The organism is Streptomyces sp. NPDC005898, assembly GCF_040629635.1.
Classification (GTDB): Bacteria; Actinomycetota; Actinomycetes; order Streptomycetales; family Streptomycetaceae; genus Streptomyces.
This window is the reverse complement of the sequence record NZ_JBEXWC010000004.1, coordinates 126971-149484: the sequence shown is the minus strand read 5'-3', so window position 1 is coordinate 149484 and position 22514 is coordinate 126971. Positions and strand designations below refer to the sequence as shown.

Sequence of the window (22514 nt, the reverse complement as noted above, 5' to 3'; positions counted from 1 at the left end):
GTGAATCTAGACGCGAAACGCGAACCCAAACAGGGTTGGGCGGGCCTATGCGGACATCGGGCGCTGCACCTTGATCGACTGGAGCAGTCCGACGGCCACCCAGACCGCGAACATCGAGGAGCCGCCGTAGGAGACGAAGGGCAGCGGAAGGCCCGCGACCGGCATGATGCCGAGGGTCATCCCGATGTTCTCGAAGGCCTGGAACGCGAACCAGGCGATGATCCCGGCGGCGACGATCGTGCCGTACAGCTCGGTGGTCTCCCGCGCGATGGCGCAGGCCCGCCACAGGACGACGCCGAGCAGGAGCAGGATGGCGCCGGCGCCGACGAAGCCCAGTTCCTCGCCCGCGACGGTGAAGACGAAGTCGGTCTGCTGCTCGGGCACGAACTGGCCGGTGGTCTGGGAGCCCTTGAACAGGCCGGTGCCGGTCAGGCCGCCCGAGCCGATGGCGATGCGCGCCTGGTTGGTGTTGTAGCCGACGCCGGCCGGGTCGAGCGCGGGGTTGGCGAAGGCCGCGAAGCGGGCGATCTGGTAGTCGTCCAGGACGCCGAGCTGCCATATGGCGACGCCGCCGGCGACGCCCGTGCCGAGCAGTCCGAAGACCCAGCGGTTGGAGGCGCCCGAGGCGAGCAGCACGCCGAGCACGATCATCACCATGACCATGACCGAGCCGAGGTCCGGCATCAGCATGACGATCGCGATCGGTACGGCGGCGAGGCCGAGGGCCTGCACCACCGTGCGGTGGTCGGGGTGTTCCCGGTCGCCCGCGTCGACGCGGGCGGCGAGGAGCATCGCCATGCCCAGGATGATCGTGATCTTCACGAACTCGGAGGGCTGGAGCGAGAAGCCGCCGCCGAGGACGATCCACGCGTGCGCGCCGTTGATGGTCGCGCCGAGCGGGGTGAGGACGAGCAGGACGAGGAAGACGGAGATGCCGTAGAGGATCGGCACGGCGGTGCGCAGGGTGCGGTGGCCGAGCCAGACGGTGCCGATCATCAGCGCGAAGCCGATGCCGGTGTTCATCAGGTGCTTGAGCGCGAAGGAGTACGGGTCGTCGCCGACCAGCTCGGTGCGGTTGCGGGTCGCGGAGTACACGAGCGCGGTGCCGATCGCGGAGAGCGCGATGGCCGCGAGGAGCATGGGCCAGTCGAGCCGGCGCACTATCGAGTCGCGGGCCAGGAGCCGGGACATGTTCGAGCGCTCGGGGCCGTACCCGGGGACGGAGAAGCCGTTGCCGGTCATCAGTCACGCCTCCAGTCGGCCGGGGCGCCGGCGAGTTCCTGCTGATCGTCCTGAGGTCCGTCCGGCCGGCCGGCCGGCTGCTGTTCCTCCGGGCGGCCGCCCGGCGGCTCGGCCGTGTCGGGCTTGTAGGGCTTGACCTTGGGGGCGTCGATGGAGCCGTCGGGCTGGATCTTCGGCAGGGTCTTCTGCGGCTCGGGCAGGAGCGCCTTCTTCAGGTTCTGCCTGCCGCTGTCGTCCAGGCCGTAGATCGCGTCGTAGATCTTGCGGACAGCGGGTCCCGAGGCGCCGGAGCCGGTGCCGCCCTGGGAGATCGTCATGACGATCGTGTAGTCCTTGGTGTAGGTCGCGAACCACGAGGTGGTCTGCTTGCCGTAGACCTCGGCGGTACCCGTCTTGGCGTGCATCGGGATCTTGTCCTGCGGCCAGCCGCCGAACCGCCACGCGGCCGTACCGCGCGTGGCGACGTCCGCGAGGGCACCGTCTATGTCCTTCTGGAGTGCGGCGTCCATCGGCAGCCTGCCGTGCGACTTGGGCTGGATCTCGCGGATCCGCTTGCCGTCGGCGCTGATGATCGCCTTGCCGACGGTGGGGTCGTGCAGGGTGCCGCCGTTGGCGATGGCGGAGTAGATGGTCGCCATCTGGATCGGCGTGACGAGGGTGTCGCCCTGGCCGATGGAGTAGTTGACGGAGTCACCGGCGCGCATCTTCATGCCTTCGAGGCAGTTCTCGTACGCGATGCGCGCCGCGTAGTCGCCGCCGCTCTTCTTGCCCTGCTTGCACCAGGCGTCCTTGTTGGCCTTCCAGTAGTCCTTCTTCCACTGGCGGTCGGGGACGCGGCCGGTGACCTCGTTGGGCAGGTCGATGCCGGTCTCCTTGCCGAGGCCGAACTGGTGGGCGGTCCTGTAGAACCAGTCCTTGGCGTCGGGCCGCGGCTTGTTGCCGCCGTCCTTGGCCCACTGGTCGTGCGAGAGCTTGTAGAAGACGGTGTCGCAGGAGACTTCGAGGGCCTGGCCGAGGGTGATGGAGCCGTGGCCCTTGGACTCGAAGTTCTTGAAGGTCTGGCCGCCGATGGAGTACGAACTGGGGCAGGGGTAGCGGCCGTTGAAGTCGTAGCCCGCGTTGACGGCGGCGGTCGTCGGGATGACCTTGAAGATCGAGCCGGGGGCCGCCTGGCCCTGGATGGCGCGGTTGAGCAGCGGGTAGTTGGACTTCTTGCCGGTGAGCCGGGCGTAGTCCTTGCCGGAGATGCCGCCGACCCAGGCGTTGGGGTCGTACGTCGGGTTGGAGGCCATGGCGACGACGCGGCCCGTCTTGTTCTCCATGACGACGACGGCGCCCGCGTCGGCCTTGTAGTTCTCGCCGGTGTTCTTGTCGAACTCCTGGCGGGCCTTCTTCATCGCGTCGTCCAGCCAGTACTCGGAGACGGCCTGGACGCGCGCGTCGATGCTGGTGACGACGTTCGCGCCGGGCTCGGCCTTGTCGGCCTTCGCCTTGCCGATGACCCGGCCGAGGTTGTCGACCTCGTAGCGGGTGACGCCGGCCTTGCCGCGCAGCTGCTTGTCGTACGTGCGCTCGAGACCGGAGCGGCCCACCTGGTCGGAGCGCAGGAACGGGGAGTCGGTGTCCTTGGCCTTGTTGATCTCGTCGTCGGTGACGGGCGAGAGGTAGCCGAGGACCTGCGCGGTGTTGGACTTGCCGGGCGCGGGGTAGCGGCGCACGGCGGTGGGCTCGGCGGTGATGCCGGGGAAGTCCTCGGAGCGCTCGCGGATCTGGAGGGCCTGCTTGGGCGTGGCCTCGTCGGTGATCGGGATGGGCTGGTAGGGGGAGCCGTTCCAGCAGGGCTGCGGGGTCTTCGCGTCGCACAGGCGGACCTTGTCGGCGACGTCCTCGGGATCCATGGCGAGGACGTCGGCGAGCTTGGCGAGGACCGCCTTGCCGTCGTCCTTCATCTTCATCAGGTCCGTGCGGGAGGCGGAGACGACCAGGCGCGTGTGGTTGTCGGCGATCGGCACCCCGCGGGCGTCGAGGATCGAGCCGCGCACGGCGGGCTGGACGACCTGCTGGACGTGGTTGCCGGAGGCCTCCTTGGCGTACTCCTCGCCGTTGCGCACCTGGAGGTACCACAGGCGGCCGCCGAGGGTGAGCAGCAGGGAGACGACGAGGATCTGCAGGACGATGAGACGGATCTGGACGCGCGGGGTCCGGCCGGTCTCCGGGATGTTGGTCACTGCTGCCCTCCCCGGGTGCGAGCGGCTGCCCTGACGTCGTCGGCGGCGTGCTTCGCCCTCACAGTCGCTTGACCCCCTTGATGCGTCCGGCGCGGGCGACGCGGGCCTTGGCCGTCTTGGCACGCAGGCCGCCGCGCCGGCCGCCGCCGATGCTCAGTCCGGTGCCGGAGGCGAGCCAGCCGGAGGAGACGTCCGAGGCCTTGTTGGCCGGGGAGCCCTCGCCCAGCGGGTCGTTCTCGGCGCGTCTGGCGAGCGCGATGATCAGCGGCACCGTGAAGGGCGCGAGCAGCAGGTCGTAGAGCGCGGCGGTGAACAGCAGCCCGCCGAGGCCCACATGGCGGGCCGCGGTGTCCCCGACGAGGGCGCCCACGCCCGCGTACAGCAGCGTCGAGCCGAGGGCCGCGCCGACGACCACGGTGAGCGGCCCGGTGGCGGAGCGCAGCCGGCCGGTCTCGGGCTTGGCGAGGCCCGCGAGGTAGCCGACGACGCAGAGCACCAGGGCGTACCGCCCGGCGGCGTGGTCGGCGGGCGGGGCCAGGTCGGAGAGCAGGCCCGCGCCGAAGCCGACGAGGGCTCCGCCGACGTGGCCGTAGACCAGGGCGAGGCCGAGGACGGTGAGCAGCACCAGGTCGGGCACGGCGCCCGGCAGCTGGAGCCGCGCGAGGACGCTGACCTGGATCACCAGGGCGACGACGACCAGGGTGGCGGAGAGCAGGATTCGGTTGAAGCGCATGGGTCCGGTCTCCTACTGCTCGTCGCCGTCGGGCACCGCGCCGCCGGGCACCGTGCCGTCGGCCGCGCCGTCGGACGGCTTTCCCGACGGGGTGGCCGTGACGGTGACCGTCGGGGTCGGCTTGGGCTTGGCGGGCTTGGGCGGCAGGACGGTGTCGCGCGGGTCCTCGCGGGGTGCCTCGACGACGATGCCGACGATGTCGAGCTTGGTGAAGCCGACGTAGGGCTTCACGTAGACGGTACGGGTGAGGTCGCCGCCCGAGGGATCGACGCGGACGACCTCGCCGACGGGGACGCCGGGCACGAACGGCCTGTCCTTCTGCGAGCCGAAGGTGACCAGGCGGTCGCCCTTCTTGACCTTGGCCTTGCCGTTGAGCAGCTGGACGGAGAGCGGGCGGTCGCCCTGGCCGGTGGCGAAGCCCAGCTCGTCGGTCCGCTCCATGCGGGTGCCGACGGTGAAGTCCGGGTCGTTGGCGAGCAGCACGGTGGCGGTGTCCGGGCCGACCGTGGTGACGCGGCCGACCAGGCCGTCGCTGTTGAGGACGGTCATGTCGCGCCGGATGCCGTCGTGCGCGCCGGCGTCGATGGTGACGGTCCAGGAGAAGCCCTGGGCCGCTCCTATGCCGATGACCTCGGCGCCCTTGATGCCGTACTGTCCGGCGCCGGCCTTCTTGAGCATGCCGTCGAGCTGGCGCACGCGGCTGCGGTTGCGGTCGTCGCTGCCGAGCTTGGCCTTCAACGCGGCGTTCTGGCGCTCCAGTTCGGCGATGCGGTCGTGGCGGTCACCGGAGTCGCGGACCGCGCCGATGGCGTTGCCGATCGGGTCGACGGCGGAGGACATCCCCTCCTCGACCGGGCCGAAGACGGTGGCGGCGGCCCGGCGGGCACCGTCGACCGGCGAGTCCTCACCGCCGCGGATGTCCACCGTGATCAAAGCGAACGCGATGGCGATCAGCAGCACCAGGAGCAGCCGGCTCTCTCGTGTGTCCCTCACGTGCGGCGGCGTGCCTTCCTCGATCGGATTCCGCGGAAGCTGCGCGTTCCACGGGGTTCTGGGGAATTGTTCTGCCTTGCCTGAATTCTTCTTGTGCCTCTATGTCAACGATCCGCCGCACGAGGTGGCGGCACCCGTACGGCGGATCTTTTCACGTCACGTCATCTGCGGGGCTGGGCGTCCAGCACCTGCTGCAGCGCCTCGAACTCCTCCACGCACTTCCCGGAGCCGAGCGCCACGCTGTCCAGCGGGTTCTCGGCGATGTGGATCGGCATGCCGGTCTCGCGGCGCAGCCGCTCGTCCAGGCCGCGCAGCAGGGCGCCGCCGCCGGTCAGGACGATGCCGCGGTCCATCACGTCGCCCGACAGCTCGGGCGGGCACTTGTCGAGGGTGGTCTTGACCGCGTCCACGATCGCGTTGACCGGCTCCTCGATGGCCTTGCGGACCTCGGCGGCGGAGATGACGACCGTCTTGGGCAGCCCGGAGACCAGGTCGCGGCCGCGGATCTCGGTGTGCTCGTCGGCGTCCATGTCGTAGGCCGAACCGATGGTGATCTTGATCTGCTCGGCCGTGCGCTCACCGAGGAGGAGGGAGTACTCCTTCTTGATGTGCTGGATGATCGCGTTGTCCAGCTCGTCGCCCGCGACGCGGATCGACTGTGCCGTGACGATTCCTCCGAGCGAGATGACGGCGACCTCGGTGGTGCCGCCGCCGATGTCGACCACCATGTTGCCCGTGGCCTCGTGGACCGGCAGGCCGGAGCCGATGGCCGCCGCCATGGGCTCCTCGATGATGTGCACCTGCCGGGCGCCCGCCTGCGAGGAGGCCTCGATGACGGCGCGGCGCTCCACGCCGGTGATGCCGGAGGGCACGCAGACGACCACGCGCGGACGCGCGAGGTAGCGCCGCTTGTGGATCTTCAGGATGAAGTAGCGGAGCATCCGCTCGGTGATCTCGAAGTCGGCGATCACGCCGTCCTTCAAGGGACGTACCGCGACGATGTTGCCGGGCGTGCGCCCGATCATCTTCTTCGCTTCCGCGCCGACCGCGAGGATGCCACCGGTGTTGGTGTTGATCGCGACGACGGACGGCTCGTTGAGTACGATCCCCCGACCCCTGACGTACACCAGCGTGTTGGCGGTCCCGAGGTCGACAGCCATGTCACGGCCGATGAACGACATGTTGTTCCCCATGAGGATGCGTCTGGCCTTCCCTAGTGGAGCTTGTGATGGCTTTTTAGGTAGGCGAGGTGGGTGCTGAGTGGCAGTGGAGGCTTCCATCGTAGTCTCGGCCGCGCGAAGACGGCGCGAGGGTCTTCGCCATTGTCAGCAGATGATGCGCCGCCCCGCTTGTGGAGACGTGCCATAGGGGGCACGGGTTCCCCCGATCGGGGCGCGTGCGCCGGGGACGGCCGGATCGCTCCGGCCGTCCGGGTCGCGCGGCGTGTCGCTGACACCTCGTCAGCGAGCGGTCCGGCGGACGCGCGGACGACTCGCGAGGGGCTCGCGGGAGTCGCGCGGGAGGCGCGGGAGGCGCGGGTGGCGCGGGTGGTTACGCCACGCCGGGGAAGAAGATCTTCAGCTCGCGCTCGGCGGACTCCTCGGAGTCCGAGGCGTGGATCAGGTTCTCCCTGACGATGGTGCCGAAGTCGCCGCGGATGGAGCCGGGCGCGGCGGCGATCGGGTCGGTCGGACCGGCCAGGGCGCGCACGCCCTCGATGACCCGCTCGCCCTCGACGACCAGCGCGACGACCGGACCGGAGGACATGAACGCGACCAGCGGCTCGTAGAACGGCTTGCCCTTGTGCTCGCCGTAGTGCTGCTCCAGGGTGTCCTGGTCCAGCGAACGCAGCTCCAGCGCGGAGATCGTCCAGCCCGCCTTGCGCTCGATGCGGCCGATGATCTCCCCGATCAGGCCACGACGGACGGCGTCGGGCTTCAGCAGGACGAGGGTGCGCTGGCTCATGTGCGGCTCCAAAAGGTGTGCTCACGATCGGTCGATCTCCGCGATCGCATGGGATTGGGCCGCACGATACCGGGGGTGGCTACGCGGTGTTACCTCCGGCCCGTGCCTGCTCCTCGGCCATCGCCGCGAACCGGGCCTTCGCCTCGTCGATCTGCCGCCCGAAGTGGACCGACGCCCACCACAGGGCGGCGAACACGGCGCCCATGAAGAACATCGTGGGCACCACGAAACCGCTCGCGATCAGCGCGATCTGCAGGGCCCAGCCCAACTGCACGCCGCCGGGCCGGGTGATCATGCCGCACAGCAGTACGCACAGCAGCATCGCGACGCCGCTGACCGTCCAGACCGTGCCCATGGTGAGGTCGGGGTCCTTCATGGCGACCAGTCCGGCGAAGCCGATGACGAAGAACTCGCCGATCAGCGTCGAGGCGCAGAGCGTACGCACGGGGGTCAGCCCCTTCCCAGGAGCAGCCGGGCCTCGCCGACCGTGATGACGGAACCGGTGACGAGGACGCCGCCACCGGCGAACTCGCCCTCTTCCTCGGCGAGGGTGATCGCCGCCTCCAGGGCGTCCGGCAGGCGCGGCTCGACCTGGACGCGGTCGTCGCCGAAGACCTCGACGGCGAGGGCGGCGAGCGTGTCGGCGTCCATCGCGCGGTCGCTGGTGTTCTGCGTGATGACGACCTCGGCGAAGAGCGGCTCGAAGGCCTCCAGGACGCCCCGCATGTCCTTGCCGTCGCTCGCGCCGACCACGCCGATGAGGTTGCTGAAGTCGAAGGCCTCGCTGATCGCGGCGGCGGCGGCGCGGGCGCCCGCGGGGTTGTGCGCGGCGTCCAGGACGATGGTGGGCGAGCGCCGCACGACCTCCATGCGGCCCGGCGAGGAGACCGAGGCGAAGGCCTTGCGGATGGCCTCGATGTCCAGCGGGCGGGCGTGCTGGGAGCCGATGCCGAAGAACGCCTCCACGGCGGCGAGTGCCACCGAGGCGTTGTGCGCCTGGTGCTCGCCGTGCAGGGGCAGGAAGACCTCCTCGTACTCCCCGCCGAGGCCGCGCAGGGTGAGCAGCTGGCCGCCGACGGCGACCTGGCGGGCGACGACGCCGAACTCCAGGCCCTCGCGGGCCACCGTCGCGTCGACCTCGACGGCCTTCTTCAGGAGCACCTGGGCGGCGTCGACCGGCTGCTGGGCCATGATCACCGTCGCGCCCTGCTTGATGATGCCGGACTTCTCCGTGGCGATCTCGCCGGGCGTGGAGCCCAGGCGGTCGGTGTGGTCCAGGTCGATGGGCGTGATGACGGCGACGGAGCCGTCGATCACGTTCGTCGCGTCCCAGCTGCCGCCCATGCCGACCTCGACGACCGCCACGTCCACCGGGGCGTCCGCGAAGGCCGCGTACGCCATGCCGGTGAGGACCTCGAAGAAGGAGAGGCGGTACTCCTGGGCGGCGTCGACCATCTCCACGTACGGCTTGATGTCCTGGTAGGTCTCCACGAAGCGCTCGGCCTCGATGGGGGCGCCGTCCAGGCTGATCCGCTCGGTGATCGACTGGACGTGGGGCGAGGTGTAGCGCCCGGTGCGCAGCTCGAAGGCGGAGAGCAGGGCCTCGATCATGCGGGCCGTGGACGTCTTGCCGTTCGTCCCCGTGATGTGGATCGAGGGGTACGCGCGCTGGGGCTCGCCCAGGACGTCCATCAGGGCGGCGATGCGGCTGACGGAGGGCTCCAGCTTCGTCTCGCCCCAGCGGCCCGCCAGCTCCGTCTCGACCTCGCGCAGCGCCCTGTCCACCTCCGGGTCGGCGGGGCGGCCGGGGATGTCGCCCTGCGGCGGGCCGGCCAGGGTGCGCAGGGTGCGGCTGCCCGCCTCGATCACCGCGAGGTCGGGGTCCCGGTCGGTCTCGGCGCCCACGATGGTCTCGAAGGCGTCGGCGTCGTCGGCGGGGTGGTCTGCGTGCTCGTCGCGCGGGGGGAGGTCACTCACGTACGCCAGTCTACGGAGCGCCACCGACACTCGGCGTCCGGACCTGGCGGACGGGGCCGGGCGGGAGCGTCGGGACCTTCGGCCCGTCCGATTCGGGACCTTGGTCCCTCCGCTTCGGCGGGCCGCCCGGCAAACTTGGCGATCATGGACATAGGTATCGACCTCGGCACTGCGAACACCCTCCTCTACGTGCGCGGCAAGGGGATCGTGCTCAACGAGCCGTCCGTCGTCGCCGTGCGGTCGGACCGGGGAGGCAGGGGCGGCGTGCTGGCCGTGGGGACGGAGGCCAAGGAGACGATCGGGCGCACGCCCGGGTCCATCACCGCGATCCGTCCGCTGCGGGACGGCGTGATCAGCGACTACGAAGCCGCCGAGGAGATGATCCGGCACTTCGTGCGCAAGGCGGTGCCCGGCCGGCGGCCCCGCATCCGCATGGTGGTGTGCGTGCCGAGCGGGGTCACGCCCGTCGAGCGGCGGGCCATCGTGCACGCCTCGCAGCGGGCCGGCGCGCGCGCCGTCCACCTGGTGGAGGAGCCGATGGCCGCCGCGATCGGGGCGGGGCTGCCGGTCGCCGAGCCGCGCGGGTCGATGGTCGTCGACATCGGCGGCGGCACGACCGAGGTCGCCGTCATCTCGCTGGGCGGGATCGTCACCGCGCAGTCGCTGCGCGTCGGGGGCGACCGGCTGGACACGGCGATCACCGACTTCGTGCGCAAGGAGCACTCCCTGCTCATCGGTGAGCGCACCGCCGAGGACATCAAGGTCGCGATCGGCTCGGCGTGGCCCGTGCCGGGCGAGGACGCCCTGGAGATGCGGACGTTCACCGTGCGGGGCCGGGAGAAGGTCGCGGGTCTGCCCAAGACGGTGGACCTGACGGCGCGCGAGGTGCGGGCCGCGCTGGACGAGCCCGTGGAGCAGATCATCGCGGCGGTGAAGACCACGCTGGAGGAGTGCCCGCCGGAACTGTCCGGCGACATCATGGAGCACGGCATCGTGCTGACCGGCGGCGGGGCGCTCCTGCCGGGCCTCGACCTGCGGATCGCCTCCAACACGGGCATCCCGGTCTTCGTGGCCGAGACCCCACTGGACAGCGTGGCGCTGGGCTGCGGCAAGTGCGTGGAGGACTTCGACGGCCTGGAACGGGTGATGTCGGCGGCGTAAGGCCCTCCGGGCCGGGTGAGCGCCGGGCGCCGGCGAGGCCCTGCGGGACGGATGCACGCCGGGTAACGGGCGAAGTCCTTCGGGACGGGTCAGTGCCGGGTGACGGGGGGGGTGGGTGGGAAAGGTCCCTGCGGGACGGGTGCACGCCGGGTGCCGGCGAGGCCCTTCGGGACGGTTGAGCGCCGGGTGCCGGGCGAGGTCCTTCGGGACGGGTCAGTGCCGGGTGACGGGTGGGTGGGTGGGAGAGGTTCCTGCGGTCAGGACAGCTCCCCCGCGGGCAGGCAGGCGACGACCTCATACGCCCCGTCCACCGGCCCCGCCGAGAACTCTCCGCCCACCGCCCGGACCCGCTCCGCCATCCCCGTCGTACCGCTCCCCGAGGAAACCGGCGCCGACGCGGGCGCCGCCACCGGCAACGCGTTGCGGACGGCGATCCCAAGGCGCCCGTCCGCCACCTCCACCCGGACGGTGACCCGCTCCCCCGGCGCGTGCTTCGCCGCGTTCGTCAGGCACTCCTGCACCACCCGGTGGACCGCGGCCTGCCGCAGCGGCGAGAGCCGGTGGGCCGCGGGAGCCACCAGCAGCTCCACGGGGCTGCCCGCGCGCCCGCTGCGCTCCGCCAGCTCGGGCAGCGCGTCGAGGCCGGGCGTGGGCGCCCCGTCCACACCGCGCTGGACGATGATCTCGTTGAGCATCCGGTGCGCGCTGCGCGCCGTCTCGGACAGCTCCTCGAAGCCGTCCGCGAAGGGCCCGCCCTCGGCCCGGCGGGCGAGCACCTGGGAGCGCACGCTCAGCAGCGTCAGCTCGCGCCCGACGAAGTCGTGCACGTCGCGCGCGATGCGGGCCCGCTCCTGCTGGACGGCGTGGAGCATGTCCGTCTCCGCGCGCTGCGTCTCCAGCGCGCGGACGAGGTCCTGCCGGTTCGCGGCGACGCCGACCCCCGCCGCGAGCACGCCGATCGGCACCACGAGGCTCAGGAACTCGCTGAGCGTCTCGCCCCGGTGCGGCGGCCAGCCGGGGAGCAGGAACATGGCGTAGGCGAAGGCGACGTAGCCGAGGACACCGAGCGTGCCGGCCCGGCGCCCGCGATAGCGCGCGAGCGAGTACAGCGCGAACTGCACCAGCGTCAGCTCGTGCAGCCAGCCGAGCAGCAGCAGCGCGACGGCGTACGGCAGCCAGGGCGCCGCCCGCCGCAGCAGCAGGGAGGCGGCGCCCGCCGTCAGGACGAGCGCGGCCGTGGAGCCGGTGAGGGAGTTGTCCGCCGCCGCGAGGCCCGGCACGTCCAGGCTCATCAGCGCCAGCGCGCTCAGCGCGGTCACCAGGTCGAGGAGGCCGGCCGTGCGCGCCCAGCGTCCGGCGAGGCGACGGCCGGCGGCCGTCGCCCGGCGGATCGCCTGGGCGGCGGGGCGGTCGTGCATGCTCTCCATCATCCAGGGCCCTTCAGCCCGATTCATCAGACTTATGGCACTGATTTGGTGATTTGCGGCACGGGCTTGTCCGGGCGCCCGGCGCGGCTGACCGGCCCTCGCCCGCGCCGGGGGTCAGATCTGACCATGTGGTATGCCCAGAATTCCGCCCGGCGGACCCATCAGCTCGCCGGTGACGCCGGGGTCCTGCTGTGGGCCGCGCTGTGGGCCGCCGTCGCCGTGGCCGCGTACCGGCTGGCCTGTCTGCTCGCCCTGCCCCGCGCCCTCCAGGAGCGCAGGGTGCCGCTGCCGCTGGTCGGCGGGCGCTTCGACACGGCGCTGCGGCGCGTGGCGGACGCCGTCGACGCGATGGATCCGGTGACCGTGCGCACGGCGGTGGCCGTCGGCGCCGTCGCCCTGTTCGTCGTCCCCGTGGGCCTGGTCCTCGTGGTGTGGCTGCCGCGCCGGCTGCGCTGGATCCGGCAGGCGGGCGCGGCCCGGGACCTGGCCGCCTCGGACGACGGCCGCGACCTGCTGGCGCTGCGTTCGCTGCTCCGGCCGCTGGACGAGGTGGCCGCCACCGCCTCGGAGATCCCCGACGCCACGCCGGGCAGCCTCGCCTGGGGCTGGCGGCACGGCGACCCGGAGATCCTGGAGGCGCTGGCGGGCGCGGAGCTGGAGCGGCTCGGCCTGGAGATCGCGCCGCGCGAGGACGGCCCTGTCGTGCCGCGCGGGGGCCGCCTCGCCGGGTTCTTCGAGCCGGTGGACCTCATCGGCCCGGCGGGTCCCGCCGACGAGCGGGCGCCCGACCGCCGTCCCATCGGCTGACGGCGTACGACGAAGGCTCCCGGGACCGATCGTCATCGGTGCCGGGAGCCTTCGGTGTCGCATGCCTACGCGGCCGGCAGCGCCGCCAACTGGGCCGTCAGGCGGGCGATGTCGCCCTCCGCCTTCGTCAGGCGGCCGCGGATCTTGTCCACGACCTGGTCCGGCGCCTTGGCGAGGAACGCCTCGTTGCCCAGCTTGGCCTCGGCCTGCGCCTTCTCCTTCTCGGCGGCGGCGAGGTCCTTGGCGAGGCGCTTGCGCTCGGCGGCCACGTCGATCGTGCCGGACAGGTCGAGCGCGACCGTGGCGCCCGAGACCGGCAGCGTCGCCGTCGCCGTGAACGCGTCGCCCTCCGGCAGCAGGCGCAGGAGCTGGCGGATGGCGGCCTCGTGCGGGGCGAGTGCCGTGCCGTCCAGGGCGAGGCGGGCCGGGACCTTCTGGCCGGGCTGGAGGCCCTGATCGGCGCGGAAGCGGCGCACCTCGGTGATGACCTGCTGGAGGGTCTCGATCTCCCGCTCCGCGGCCGGGTCGCGGAAGCCGCTGTCGGCGGGCCAGTCGGCGATGACGAGGGACTCGCCGCCGGTCAGCGCCGTCCAGAGCGTCTCCGTGACGAACGGGACGATCGGGTGGAGCAGGCGCAGCGTGACGTCGAGGACCTCGCCGAGGACGCGGGCCGAGACCTTGGCGCCCTCGCCGCCCGCCATGAACGTCGTCTTGGACAGCTCGACGTACCAGTCGAAGACCTCGTCCCACGCGAAGTGGAAGAGGGCGTCGGAGAGCTTGGCGAACTGGAAGTCGTCGTAGAGCGCGTCGACTTCGGCGACCGTCGCGTTCAGGCGGGAGAGCACCCAGCGGTCGGTGGCGGACAGCTGCTCGGCCGGGGGCAGGTCGCCCTCGATCGTGGCGCCGTTCATCATCGCGAAGCGGGTGGCGTTCCAGATCTTGTTGGCGAAGTTGCGCGAGCCCTGGACCCAGTCCTCGCCGATCGGCACGTCCGTGCCGGGGTTGGCGCCGCGGGCCAGGGTGAAGCGCAGGGCGTCCGAGCCGTACTTGTCCATCCAGTCCAGCGGGTTGACCGCGTTGCCGAAGGACTTCGACATCTTCTTGCCGAACTGGTCGCGGACCATGCCGTGCAGCACGATCGTGTGGAACGGCGGGGTGCCGTCCATCGCGTACAGGCCGAACATCATCATCCGGGCGACCCAGAAGAAGAGGATGTCGTAGCCGGTGACCAGGACGGAGTTCGGGTAGAACTTCGCGAGCGACTCGGTCTGTTCGGGCCAGCCGAGGGTGGAGAAGGGCCACAGGCCGGAGGAGAACCACGTGTCGAGCACGTCGTTGTCCTGGCGCCAGCCCTCGCCGGTGGGGGCCTCGTCGTCGGGGCCGACGCAGACGATCTCGCCGTTCGGGCCGTACCAGACCGGGATGCGGTGGCCCCACCAGAGCTGGCGCGAGATGCACCAGTCGTGGAGGTTGTCGACCCAGTCGAAGTAGCGCTTCTCCATCTCCTGCGGGTGGATCTTGACCTTGCCGTCGCGGACCGCGTCGCCGGCGGCCTTCGCGAGCGGGCCGACCTTGACCCACCACTGCATCGACAGGCGCGGCTCGACGGTGGTCTTGCAGCGCGAGCAGTGGCCCACGGAGTGGGTGTACGGGCGCTTCTCGGCGACGACGCGGCCCTCGGCGCGCAGCGCCGCGACGATGGCGGAACGGGCCTCCAGGCGGTCCAGGCCCTGGAAGGGGCCGTGCGCGGTGATGACCGCGTGCTCGTCCATGACGGCGATGTTCGGCAGCGAGTGGCGCCGGCCGATCTCGAAGTCGTTCGGGTCGTGGGCCGGGGTCACCTTGACGGCGCCGGTGCCGAACTCGGGGTCGACGTGCTCGTCGGCGACGACCGGGATGGTGCGGTCGGTCAGCGGCAGCTTGATCTGCTTGCCGACGAGGTGCTGGTAGCGCTCGTCGTCGGGGTGGACCGCGACGGCGGTGTCACCGAGCATCGTCTCGGCGCGGGTGGTGGCGACGACGAGCGTCTCCTCTCCCTCGCCGTACTTGATCGACACCAGCTCACCGTCGTCGTCCTGGTACTCGACCTCGATGTCGGAGATCGCCGTCAGGCAGCGGGGGCACCAGTTGATGATGCGCTCGGCGCGGTAGATCAGCTCGTCGTCGTAGAGCTTCTTGAAGATGGTCTGGACGGCCTGCGAGAGGCCCTCGTCCATGGTGAAGCGCTCGCGCTGCCAGTCGACGCCGTCGCCGAGGCGGCGCATCTGGCCGGAGATCTGGCCGCCGGACTCGCCCTTCCACTTCCAGACGCGCTCGATGAACGCCTCGCGCCCGAGGTCGTGGCGGGACTTGCCCTCCTTGGCCAGCTCGCGCTCGACCACGTTCTGCGTGGCGATGCCCGCGTGGTCCATGCCGGGCTGCCACAGCGTCTCGTGGCCCTGCATGCGCTTGCGGCGGGTCAGGGCGTCGATCAGCGTGTGCTCGAAGGCGTGGCCGAGGTGGAGCGCGCCGGTCACGTTCGGCGGGGGGATGACGACGGCGTACGGCGGCTTCTCGCTCTTCTCGTCGGCGGAGAAGTAGCCCCGTTCCACCCAGCGCTCGTACAGCGGCCCCTCTACCTCGGCCGGCGCGTACTGGGTCGGCAGTTCGGGAGTGGTCGCTGGGGGCTGCTGCTGAGCGTTCTCGGTCACCCGGTCAGTTTAGGGGGGTCGCCGGGCGGTCCCGAAACCGGAATGTTCGACAACGCTTGCCGTCCGGGGCGCCACGGGGGCCCCGCGTCCTCCAGGATGTCCGGGACACATCAGAGTCCGGAGGGGGACCCCCACGATGAGCGACCACCAGCCCGGCCCGTACGACGGTCAGCAGCCCGGCCCGTACGGGCAGCAGCCCCAGCAGCCCGGCCCTTACGGGCAGCAGCCGCCGCAGCCGGGGTACGGCTTTCCGCCGCCCCCGCAGCAGGCGCCGCAGCAGGCGCCGCGACAGGGCGGCGGCAAGAAGACCGGCCTGATCATCGGCGCCGTCGCGGTGGTCGCCGCGCTCGGCGTCGGCGCGTACTTCCTCTTCGGGGCGGGCGACGGCTCGGTCTCGGTCGAGGACGACGGGGCGCACCGGCTGGTGCCGCCGTCCTCGGTGGGCGAGTTCAGGAAGAACGCCAAGGACAACGTCGACGACGGTCCGCTCGGCCCCGGCGACAAGAAGAACGCCGAGAAGATCGGCATCAAGAACCCCCACAACGTGTCGTCCGCCTACATCTCGGGTTCGGCCGACAAGGGGAAGCAGCTGAGCTTCCAGGGGATCTACGGCGAGATAGCCGACCCGGCGGAGGCCCTCGACGCGGGCTTCGCCAAGGTCGCCGCGAACACCGAGAAGGAGTCGCACGCCGGCAACGGGGGCGGCGAGCGGATCAAGCTGGCCGGCAGCCCCGAGAGCGTCGAGCCGGACGCGCTCGACAACGCCCTCATGAAGTGCCAGACGGCCGAGCTGACGGACGGCGGCAACACGGTCGAACTGCCGATCTGCATCTGGGCCGACCACAGCACGTACGGCGTCGTCGTCGGCGTCGACATGGCGGCGATGGCAAAGGGAAGCGGCGGCATGGCCACCACCGACGTCGCCCACTTCGCGGCCACCCTGCGCAAGGCGGCCCGCGTCGAGGAGTGAGCGCGGACGGCGGGTGAGCGCGGACGGGAGGTGAGCGCGGACGGGGGGGTGCGTTCGGGGTGTGGAACAGCTCTTCAACAACTGCGCATCGATCCGCTCCGGTGGCGTCGTCCTCCCGTGTTCGTCCGACAGGATGTTCGGAACGCGTAAGCATCGGGAGGGAACCCAAGCAATGAGTCACAACCAGCCGGGACCGTACGGCGGCGGTCAGCCCCAGCAGCCCGGCCCCTACGGGCAGCAGCCGCAGGCCCCGCAGCCCGGCTACGGGTATCCCCCGCAGGCACCCCAGGGCGGCTACGGGTACCCCCCGCAGGCGCCGCAGCAGGCGCCCCAGCAGGGTGGGTACAGCTCGCCCGAGCAGCCGGGGTACTACGGGCAGCAGCCGCAGGCCCCCTACGGGCAGGTGCCGCCGCCTCCGCCGCCCGGGGGCGGGAAGAAGAAGACCGGCCTCGTCATAGCGGCGGTCGCCGTGGTCGCCGCCGCGGCGGTCGGCGGGTACTTCGTCCTCGCGGGCGGTGACGACGACAAGGGCGGCGGCAAGAACGGCGGCTCCTCGAACGTGGCGGGCGGCGGGAAGGACGACTCCGGCGTCAAGGACGACGGCCCGCACAAGCTGACGACGCCGGAGACGGTCCTCACCGACTACAAGAAGGACCCGGGCCGCTCCAGCGGCCTCAACGGCGTCGACCTCGACAAGGCCGAGGCGGCCGGGGTGAAGAACCCCAAGGACGTGCAGGCGCAGTACCAGTCGGGCAGCAAGGACAACCCGATGGCGCAGAAGGTGCTGACCTTCGGCGGCGTCTACGGCGACATCAAGGACCCCGAGGGCGTCGTGGACCACATGTTCACCAACGCCGAGAAGGAGGCCGGGGAGGGCGGCACGAGCGGCGGCAAGGTCACGCTGGTCGGCAGCCCCAAGGAGTACAAGCCCGCCGAGCTGGACGGCGCGGTCCTCAAGTGCCAGGAGATGAAGGTCGACCTCGGTGCCGCCCTCGGCGGCGGCTCCACGAGCGGTTCCACGAGCGGCTCCACGGCCGGCGCCTCCGGTCCCAGCGAGATGTCCGCCTCGACCTGTATCTGGGGCGACCACAGCACCATCGGTTACGTCGTCACCACGGACGTGGCGAGCGCGCTGTCCGGCGGGGCCGCGGATCTGGACGAGGCCGCGACGACGACCGCCAGGTTCCGCGGGGAAGTCCGCGTCAAGAGCTGACACCGGCGGGCCGCCCGCGCGCGGTCCGGCCGCCTCCGGTCCAGGGCATGGGCCCGGTCACCCGACCGGGCCCCCTTGCGTCAGGATGTCGGGAACACCTAAGCGTTTCGGAGGGGAACACCCCATGAGCTACCACCAGCCGGGCCCGTACGGCGAGCAGCAGCCCCAGCAGCCGGGGCCGTACGGCGGCGGCCAGCCCCCGCAGGGGCCGTACGGTCAGCCGCAGCAGCCCGGCCCCTACGGGCAGCCGCCGCAGGCCCCGCAGCCCGGCTACGGCTACCCCCAGCAGGCGCCGCCGCCGCAGCCCGGTTACGGGTACCCCCACCAGGCCCCGCCGCAGGCGCCCCCGCAGGGGCCGTACGGCCAGCCGCAGCAGCCCGGCCCCTACGGGCAGGTCCCGCCGCAGGCCCCCTACGGGCAGCAGGCCCCTTACGGGCAGGTGCCGCCCCCGCCGCCCGGTGGCGGCAAGAAGAAGACGGGGCTGATCATCGGCGCCGTCGCGGTGGTCGCCGCCCTCGGTGTCGGCGCGTACTTCGTCCTCGGCGGCAGCGACGGCGGCGGTGACGGGGGCGGTTCCTCCTCCGTGGCGGACGACGGCGCGCACAAGCTGGTCACGCCCGAGACGCTGCTCAGCGAGTACAAGAAGGACGCGAGCCAGACCGGCGGCTTCAACTCCAGCGACATCGCGGCGGCCGAGAAGGCCGGCGTGAAGGACCCCAAGGACGTCGACGCCGGGTACAAGACCGAGTCCGCCGACAACCCCCTGGCGCAGAAGGCCATCCAGTTCATGGGGGTCTACGGCGAGGTCGGTGACCCGGGCAAGGTCGTCGACAGCATGTTCGCCAAGGTCAAGAAGGACTCGCAGGAGCCCGGCGCGCAGACGGGCAAGCTGGTCGGCAGCCCGAAGGACTTCAGCACGGACGACGTCGTCCTCAAGTGCCAGGAGTCCATGATCAAGAACGACAGCGCGGGCGGCAGCAGTTCCTCCGCTCCCAAGGAGATCCGCATGCCGGTCTGCATCTGGGGTGACCACAGCACCGTCGCCGTCGTCGTCCCCATCGAGGTCGCGGACGCCATGGCGGGCAAGGTGTCCCTGGACGACGCCTCGGCCACCGCGCTCAAGGTCCGCAAGGAAGTCCGCGTCAAGCTCTGACGCCCCAGCACCGTTCACGAGGGGAACCCCGAACGCAGTGAGCCACAACCAGCCCGGCCCGTACGGCGCTCAGCCGCCCCAGCAGCAGCCCGGCCCGTACGGGCAGCAGCCGCAGGCCCCCTACGGGCAGCCCCCCGCGCCCCCGCGGGGCGGTGGGGGCAGGAAGAAGACCGGGCTCGTCATCGGCGCCGTGGTGGTCGTGGCCGCCGCCGCCGTCGGCGGGTACTTGCTCTTCGCCGGGGACGACTCCTCCTCCGTCGCCGACGACGGCAAGACGTACAAGCTGACCGCTCCCGCGACCGTCCTCGGCGGCTACAAGAAGCTGGACGCCTCGGCCGGCGGGGGCGGCATGTCGTCCGGCGACCTGAAGGACCTGGAGAAGCGGGGTGTCAGCGACCCCAAGGACGTCCACGCCGCGTACCAGCACGGCGAGGGCACGACGATGAAGACCTTCAACTACCTGGGCGTGTACGGCGAGGTGGACGACCCGGAGAAGGTCGTCGACGCGATGTTCGCCGAGATGGAGAAGAACTCCCTGAACGGCTCCGACGGCGGCATGAAGCTCATCGGCAGCCCTAAGGAGTTCACGCCGGACGGCTTCGCCCACGGCGTCATGAAGTGCCAGATGGGCGAGTTCTCGATGGGCGGTGAGGGCGGCACGGAGGACTCCGGTGTCCCCGACAGCTTCCAGACGCCGATGTGCGCCTGGGGTGACCACAGCACGGTGGCCTACGCCGTGTTCTCCGACGCCGGCGCGACCGGCAGCGGCAAGGACATCGCGCTGAGCGACGTCGCCGCGCAGGTCGCCGAGCTCCGCGACGACGTACGCGTCGAGGTCAAGTAGCACCCGGACCACCCCGGACCACGACAAAGGGGGCGCCCGGCGAGCGAATCGCCGGGCGCCCCCTTTCGCGTACGTACGGCCGGGGCCTACGCGGACTTCTGCTCCCCGGTCCCCGGGCCCCGCACCTCGCGCGGCACCAGCGTCGGGTTCACGTTCGAGCGGACGACGTCCGCGGTGATGACCACGCGGGCGACGTCCTTGCGGGACGGCACCTCGTACATCACCGACTGGAGGACCTCTTCCATGATGGCGCGCAGGCCGCGCGCGCCGGTCTGGCGGAGGATCGCCTGGTCCGCGATGGCCTCCAGGGCCTCGCGCTCGAAGTCCAGCTCCACGCCGTCGAGTTCGAACAGGCGCTGGTACTGCTTCACCAGCGCGTTGCGCGGCTCGATGAGGATCTGGAGCAGCGCCTCGCGGTCGAGGTTGTGGACCGAGGTGATCACGGGGAGGCGGCCGATGAACTCGGGGATCATCCCGAACTTCACCAGGTCCTCCGGCATGATGTCCTCGAACTGGTCCTTCTCCTCCAGCTCGCGCTTGGAGCGGATGGTGGCGCCGAAGCCGATGCCCTTCGCCCCCGCCCGCGACTCGATGATCTTCTCGAGGCCGGAGAAGGCGCCGCCCACGATGAAGAGCACGTTCGTCGTGTCGATCTGGATGAATTCCTGGTGCGGGTGCTTGCGGCCGCCCTGCGGCGGGACCGAGGCGGTGGTGCCCTCCAGGATCTTCAGCAGGGCCTGCTGGACGCCCTCGCCGGACACATCGCGGGTGATCGACGGGTTCTCGCTCTTGCGGGCGACCTTGTCGATCTCGTCGATGTAGATGATGCCCGTCTCGGCCTTCTTGACGTCGTAGTCGGCGGCCTGGATGAGCTTCAGGAGGATGTTCTCGACGTCCTCGCCGACATAGCCCGCCTCCGTGAGCGCCGTCGCGTCGGCGATGGCGAACGGGACGTTGAGCATGCGGGCGAGCGTCTGCGCCAGGAGCGTCTTTCCGGAGCCGGTCGGGCCGAGCAGCAGGATGTTGGACTTGGCGAGTTCGATCGCGTCGTCACGGCCCTGCGCGCCGCCGTTCTCCCCGGCCTGGACCCGCTTGTAGTGGTTGTACACCGCTACCGAGAGGGCCTTCTTCGCGGGCTCCTGGCCCACGACGTAGCCCTCAAGGAATTCGTAGATCTCACGAGGCTTGGGCAGTTCCTCCCAGCGGACCTCGCTCGTCTCCGCGAGCTCTTCCTCGATGATCTCGTTACAGAGGTCGATGCACTCGTCGCAGATGTACACACCGGGGCCTGCGATGAGCTTTTTGACCTGCTTCTGACTCTTTCCGCAGAACGAGCACTTGAGCAGATCGCCGCCGTCACCGATGCGTGCCACGAGGTGCTTCCCCTTCGCCTGGGAGACGCCACGTTCAGCGGCTCCTGGTGCCTCATATCCGACGGTACCTTGCCGGGCCCCCCGTTCGGGCCCCCCTTGGCACGGTTCGCTTCGACGACGTCGTGCGTGAACCATGCCAAGGAGCGGCAGATGTTACAGCGCCTCCTCAGACAACCGCGGCGTTGTTCATCTTCCGGGTCGAGATGATCTGGTCGATCAGGCCGTACGCGAGGGCGTCCTCGGCCGTGAGGATCTTGTCGCGCTCGATGTCGTCGCGGATCTTCTCGATCGGCGTCGTGGAGTGCTTGGCCAGCATCTCCTCCAGCTGCGCGCGCATCCGGAGGATCTCGTTGGCGGCGATCTCCAGGTCGGAGACCTGACCGCGGCCCGTCTCGCTGTAGGGCTGGTGGATCAGGACGCGGGCGTTCGGCAGCGCCATGCGCTTGCCCGGCGTGCCGGCCGCGAGGAGGACCGCGGCGGCCGAGGCGGCCTGGCCCATGCACACGGTCTGCACGTCCGGCTTGACGAACTGGAGCGTGTCGTAGATCGCCGTGAGCGCCGTGAAGGAGCCGCCGGGGCTGTTGATGTAGATGGAGATGTCGCGGTCCGGGTCCATCGACTCCAGGCACAGGAGCTGCGCCATGACGTCGTTGGCCGAGGCGTCGTCGATCTGCACGCCGAGGAAGATCACGCGCTCCTCGAAGAGCTTCGCGTACGGGTCGTACTCGCGCACGCCCTGCGAGGTGCGCTCGACGAAGCGCGGGATGACGTAGCGGGACTCGGCGCGGGCGCCGGTGAACTCCGCCTGCGGGGACTGGTACTCGGCGCGGGTGCGCTCGTAGAGGCCGCTGCCGGGGTAGTTGTTCATCTGTGTGTGTCTCCTAAAGGAGCGTGGGCTGGGTTTCGGCTGTCGGGGCGCTGAGGGGTGCCTCAGGCTCCCGTGCCGCCCCCGCCCGGCATGCCGGCGGCGGTGGGCATGATGTCGTCGATGAGGCCGTACTCCTTGGCCTCCTGCGGGTCGAACCAGCGGTCGCGGTCCGAGTCGCGGGTGATCTGCTCGACGGTCTGGCCCGTGTGGTGGGCGGTCAGCTCCGCCATCCGCTTCTTGGTGTGCAGCAGCCGCTCGGCGTGGATCTTGATGTCCGAGGCGGAGCCGGCCAGGCCCGCGGAGGGCTGGTGGATCAGGATCTCGGCGTTCGGCAGCGCGAAGCGCTTGCCGGGCGTGCCGGCGCTGAGCAGGAACTGGCCCATGGAGGCGGCCATGCCCATCGCGATCGTCACCACGTCGTTCTTGATGTACTGCATGGTGTCGTAGACGGCCATGCCCGCGGTGATCGAGCCGCCGGGGCTGTTGATGTAGAGGAAAATGTCCTTGTCGGGCTCTGCGGCCAGCAGCAGCAGCTGCGCGGTGATCCTGTTGGCGATGTCGTCGTCCACGGCCTGGCCGAGGAAGATGATCCGCTCGCCGAGCAGCCGGTTGTAGACCTGGTCGCCGAGGCCACCACCGATGGAGGGGTCGCCGGCGGCGGAGGGCATCAGATTCATCACGTATCCACCTGCTCGTCTTGCGACGGCGCCGGGCCGTCTCACTCTTCACTGGGGCTGGGACCCCTCGTGCTCGCCGCTCCGGGCGGCTCCGGGGACTCCCCTGCCCTCGTATTCATGGACCCTAACGCGCGGGGTCCTCCGGGGAATCCCGCAGAGCCAACTGTTCGCTGTGAGCGCAGGTAGCGCCGGG

At 70.9% G+C, this 22514-nt stretch carries 19 protein-coding genes; 6 read left to right on the top strand and 13 right to left on the bottom strand.

The window, feature by feature from the left end; genetic code table 11:
• Positions 1-45 precede the first annotated feature (45 nt).
• From rodA to ABZ385_RS07945, 8 genes are all read right to left on the bottom strand, one after another.
• Positions 46-1242: a rod shape-determining protein RodA gene (gene rodA, locus ABZ385_RS07980; protein WP_358582217.1), complete on the bottom strand. Its 1197-nt coding sequence runs from the start codon at positions 1240-1242 to the stop codon at positions 46-48.
• Positions 1242-3470, bottom strand: a complete 2229-nt coding sequence (gene mrdA, locus ABZ385_RS07975) for a penicillin-binding protein 2 (protein WP_358697664.1) — start codon at positions 3468-3470, stop codon at positions 1242-1244. The genes rodA and mrdA overlap by 1 nt, the downstream gene beginning before the upstream one ends.
• Before the next feature lie 58 nt (positions 3471-3528).
• On the bottom strand, positions 3529-4203 hold the full coding sequence (gene mreD / locus ABZ385_RS07970) for a rod shape-determining protein MreD (RefSeq protein ID WP_358582212.1): 675 nt from the start codon (positions 4201-4203) through the stop codon (positions 3529-3531).
• A gap of 12 nt (positions 4204-4215) precedes the next feature.
• Complete coding sequence (mreC, locus tag ABZ385_RS07965) at positions 4216-5196, bottom strand: rod shape-determining protein MreC (protein ID WP_358910415.1); 981 nt, start codon at positions 5194-5196, stop codon at positions 4216-4218.
• 161 nt (positions 5197-5357) lie between these two features.
• Complete coding sequence (locus ABZ385_RS07960; protein ID WP_030564059.1) at positions 5358-6377, bottom strand: rod shape-determining protein; 1020 nt, start codon at positions 6375-6377, stop codon at positions 5358-5360.
• Positions 6378-6747: 370 nt separating this feature from the next.
• Positions 6748-7161: a nucleoside-diphosphate kinase gene (ndk, locus tag ABZ385_RS07955; protein ID WP_055702325.1), complete on the bottom strand. Its 414-nt coding sequence runs from the start codon at positions 7159-7161 to the stop codon at positions 6748-6750.
• Between the two features lie 79 nt (positions 7162-7240).
• Positions 7241-7606 carry a DUF4233 domain-containing protein gene (locus ABZ385_RS07950; protein WP_358582207.1) on the bottom strand — a complete coding sequence of 122 codons (366 nt, stop codon included), beginning with the start codon at positions 7604-7606 and terminating at the stop codon, positions 7241-7243.
• A gap of 5 nt (positions 7607-7611) precedes the next feature.
• The gene (locus tag ABZ385_RS07945; RefSeq protein WP_358582204.1) at positions 7612-9138 is read right to left on the bottom strand and encodes a folylpolyglutamate synthase/dihydrofolate synthase family protein; all 1527 of its coding nucleotides are present in this window, start codon (positions 9136-9138) and stop codon (positions 7612-7614) included.
• 144 nt (positions 9139-9282) lie between these two features.
• Here ABZ385_RS07945 and ABZ385_RS07940 point away from each other — a divergent pair, with 144 nt between their 5' ends.
• Positions 9283-10299 (top strand): rod shape-determining protein, encoded by a 1017-nt coding sequence (locus ABZ385_RS07940; protein WP_358582202.1) that lies wholly within the window; start codon positions 9283-9285, stop codon positions 10297-10299.
• Between the two features lie 257 nt (positions 10300-10556).
• Here ABZ385_RS07940 and ABZ385_RS07935 read toward each other — a convergent pair whose 3' ends face one another.
• Positions 10557-11717 carry a histidine kinase gene (locus tag ABZ385_RS07935; protein WP_358910413.1) on the bottom strand — a complete coding sequence of 387 codons (1161 nt, stop codon included), beginning with the start codon at positions 11715-11717 and terminating at the stop codon, positions 10557-10559.
• Between the two features lie 135 nt (positions 11718-11852).
• Here ABZ385_RS07935 and ABZ385_RS07930 point away from each other — a divergent pair, with 135 nt between their 5' ends.
• Positions 11853-12533, top strand: coding sequence for a hypothetical protein (locus ABZ385_RS07930; protein WP_358582198.1), 681 nt, complete (start codon positions 11853-11855; stop codon positions 12531-12533).
• A gap of 65 nt (positions 12534-12598) precedes the next feature.
• On the opposite strand, the gene ABZ385_RS07925 is transcribed toward ABZ385_RS07930, so the two are convergent.
• Positions 12599-15223 carry a valine--tRNA ligase gene (locus ABZ385_RS07925; RefSeq protein WP_358582196.1) on the bottom strand — a complete coding sequence of 875 codons (2625 nt, stop codon included), beginning with the start codon at positions 15221-15223 and terminating at the stop codon, positions 12599-12601.
• Between the two features lie 136 nt (positions 15224-15359).
• Between ABZ385_RS07925 and ABZ385_RS07920 the strand changes: the two genes are divergently transcribed.
• From ABZ385_RS07920 to ABZ385_RS07905, 4 genes are all read left to right on the top strand, one after another.
• Complete coding sequence (locus ABZ385_RS07920) at positions 15360-16193, top strand: hypothetical protein (protein ID WP_358582194.1); 834 nt, start codon at positions 15360-15362, stop codon at positions 16191-16193.
• Between the two features lie 172 nt (positions 16194-16365).
• A complete protein-coding gene (locus ABZ385_RS07915) occupies positions 16366-17406 on the top strand; it encodes a hypothetical protein (RefSeq protein ID WP_358910412.1) in 1041 nt (346 codons plus the stop codon).
• A gap of 124 nt (positions 17407-17530) precedes the next feature.
• Positions 17531-18559 carry a hypothetical protein gene (locus ABZ385_RS07910; protein WP_358910410.1) on the top strand — a complete coding sequence of 343 codons (1029 nt, stop codon included), beginning with the start codon at positions 17531-17533 and terminating at the stop codon, positions 18557-18559.
• A gap of 37 nt (positions 18560-18596) precedes the next feature.
• Positions 18597-19403, top strand: a complete 807-nt coding sequence (locus ABZ385_RS07905) for a hypothetical protein (protein WP_358910408.1) — start codon at positions 18597-18599, stop codon at positions 19401-19403.
• An 86-nt stretch (positions 19404-19489) separates the two neighbouring features.
• Here ABZ385_RS07905 and clpX read toward each other — a convergent pair whose 3' ends face one another.
• The 3 genes from clpX to ABZ385_RS07890 form a co-directional block, all read right to left on the bottom strand.
• Positions 19490-20776, bottom strand: coding sequence for an ATP-dependent Clp protease ATP-binding subunit ClpX (gene clpX / locus ABZ385_RS07900; RefSeq protein WP_358582183.1), 1287 nt, complete (start codon positions 20774-20776; stop codon positions 19490-19492).
• 166 nt (positions 20777-20942) lie between these two features.
• Positions 20943-21644 carry an ATP-dependent Clp protease proteolytic subunit gene (locus ABZ385_RS07895; protein ID WP_358582181.1) on the bottom strand — a complete coding sequence of 234 codons (702 nt, stop codon included), beginning with the start codon at positions 21642-21644 and terminating at the stop codon, positions 20943-20945.
• A 62-nt stretch (positions 21645-21706) separates the two neighbouring features.
• The gene (locus ABZ385_RS07890; RefSeq protein WP_358582228.1) at positions 21707-22312 is read right to left on the bottom strand and encodes an ATP-dependent Clp protease proteolytic subunit; all 606 of its coding nucleotides are present in this window, start codon (positions 22310-22312) and stop codon (positions 21707-21709) included.
• Positions 22313-22514 lie beyond the last annotated feature (202 nt).

Excerpts from the sequence above, each read along its gene's own strand:
- ndk (WP_055702325.1), bottom strand. The coding sequence starts at position 7,161 with ATGAGCCAGCGCACCCTCGTCCTGCTGAAGCCCGACGCCGTCCGTCGT.
- ABZ385_RS07930 (WP_358582198.1), top strand. The coding sequence starts at position 11,853 with ATGTGGTATGCCCAGAATTCCGCCCGGCGGACCCATCAGCTCGCCGGT.
- mreD (WP_358582212.1), bottom strand. The coding sequence starts at position 4,203 with ATGCGCTTCAACCGAATCCTGCTCTCCGCCACCCTGGTCGTCGTCGCC.
- ABZ385_RS07940 (WP_358582202.1), top strand. The coding sequence starts at position 9,283 with ATGGACATAGGTATCGACCTCGGCACTGCGAACACCCTCCTCTACGTG.
- ABZ385_RS07935 (WP_358910413.1), bottom strand. The coding sequence starts at position 11,717 with ATGCACGACCGCCCCGCCGCCCAGGCGATCCGCCGGGCGACGGCCGCC.
- rodA (WP_358582217.1), bottom strand. The coding sequence starts at position 1,242 with ATGACCGGCAACGGCTTCTCCGTCCCCGGGTACGGCCCCGAGCGCTCG.
- ABZ385_RS07890 (WP_358582228.1), bottom strand. The coding sequence starts at position 22,312 with ATGCCCTCCGCCGCCGGCGACCCCTCCATCGGTGGTGGCCTCGGCGAC.
- ABZ385_RS07920 (WP_358582194.1), top strand. The coding sequence starts at position 15,360 with ATGAGCGACCACCAGCCCGGCCCGTACGACGGTCAGCAGCCCGGCCCG.
- ABZ385_RS07960 (WP_030564059.1), bottom strand. The coding sequence starts at position 6,377 with ATGTCGTTCATCGGCCGTGACATGGCTGTCGACCTCGGGACCGCCAAC.
- ABZ385_RS07910 (WP_358910410.1), top strand. The coding sequence starts at position 17,531 with ATGAGCTACCACCAGCCGGGCCCGTACGGCGAGCAGCAGCCCCAGCAG.
- ABZ385_RS07895 (WP_358582181.1), bottom strand. The coding sequence starts at position 21,644 with ATGAACAACTACCCCGGCAGCGGCCTCTACGAGCGCACCCGCGCCGAG.
- ABZ385_RS07915 (WP_358910412.1), top strand. The coding sequence starts at position 16,366 with ATGAGTCACAACCAGCCGGGACCGTACGGCGGCGGTCAGCCCCAGCAG.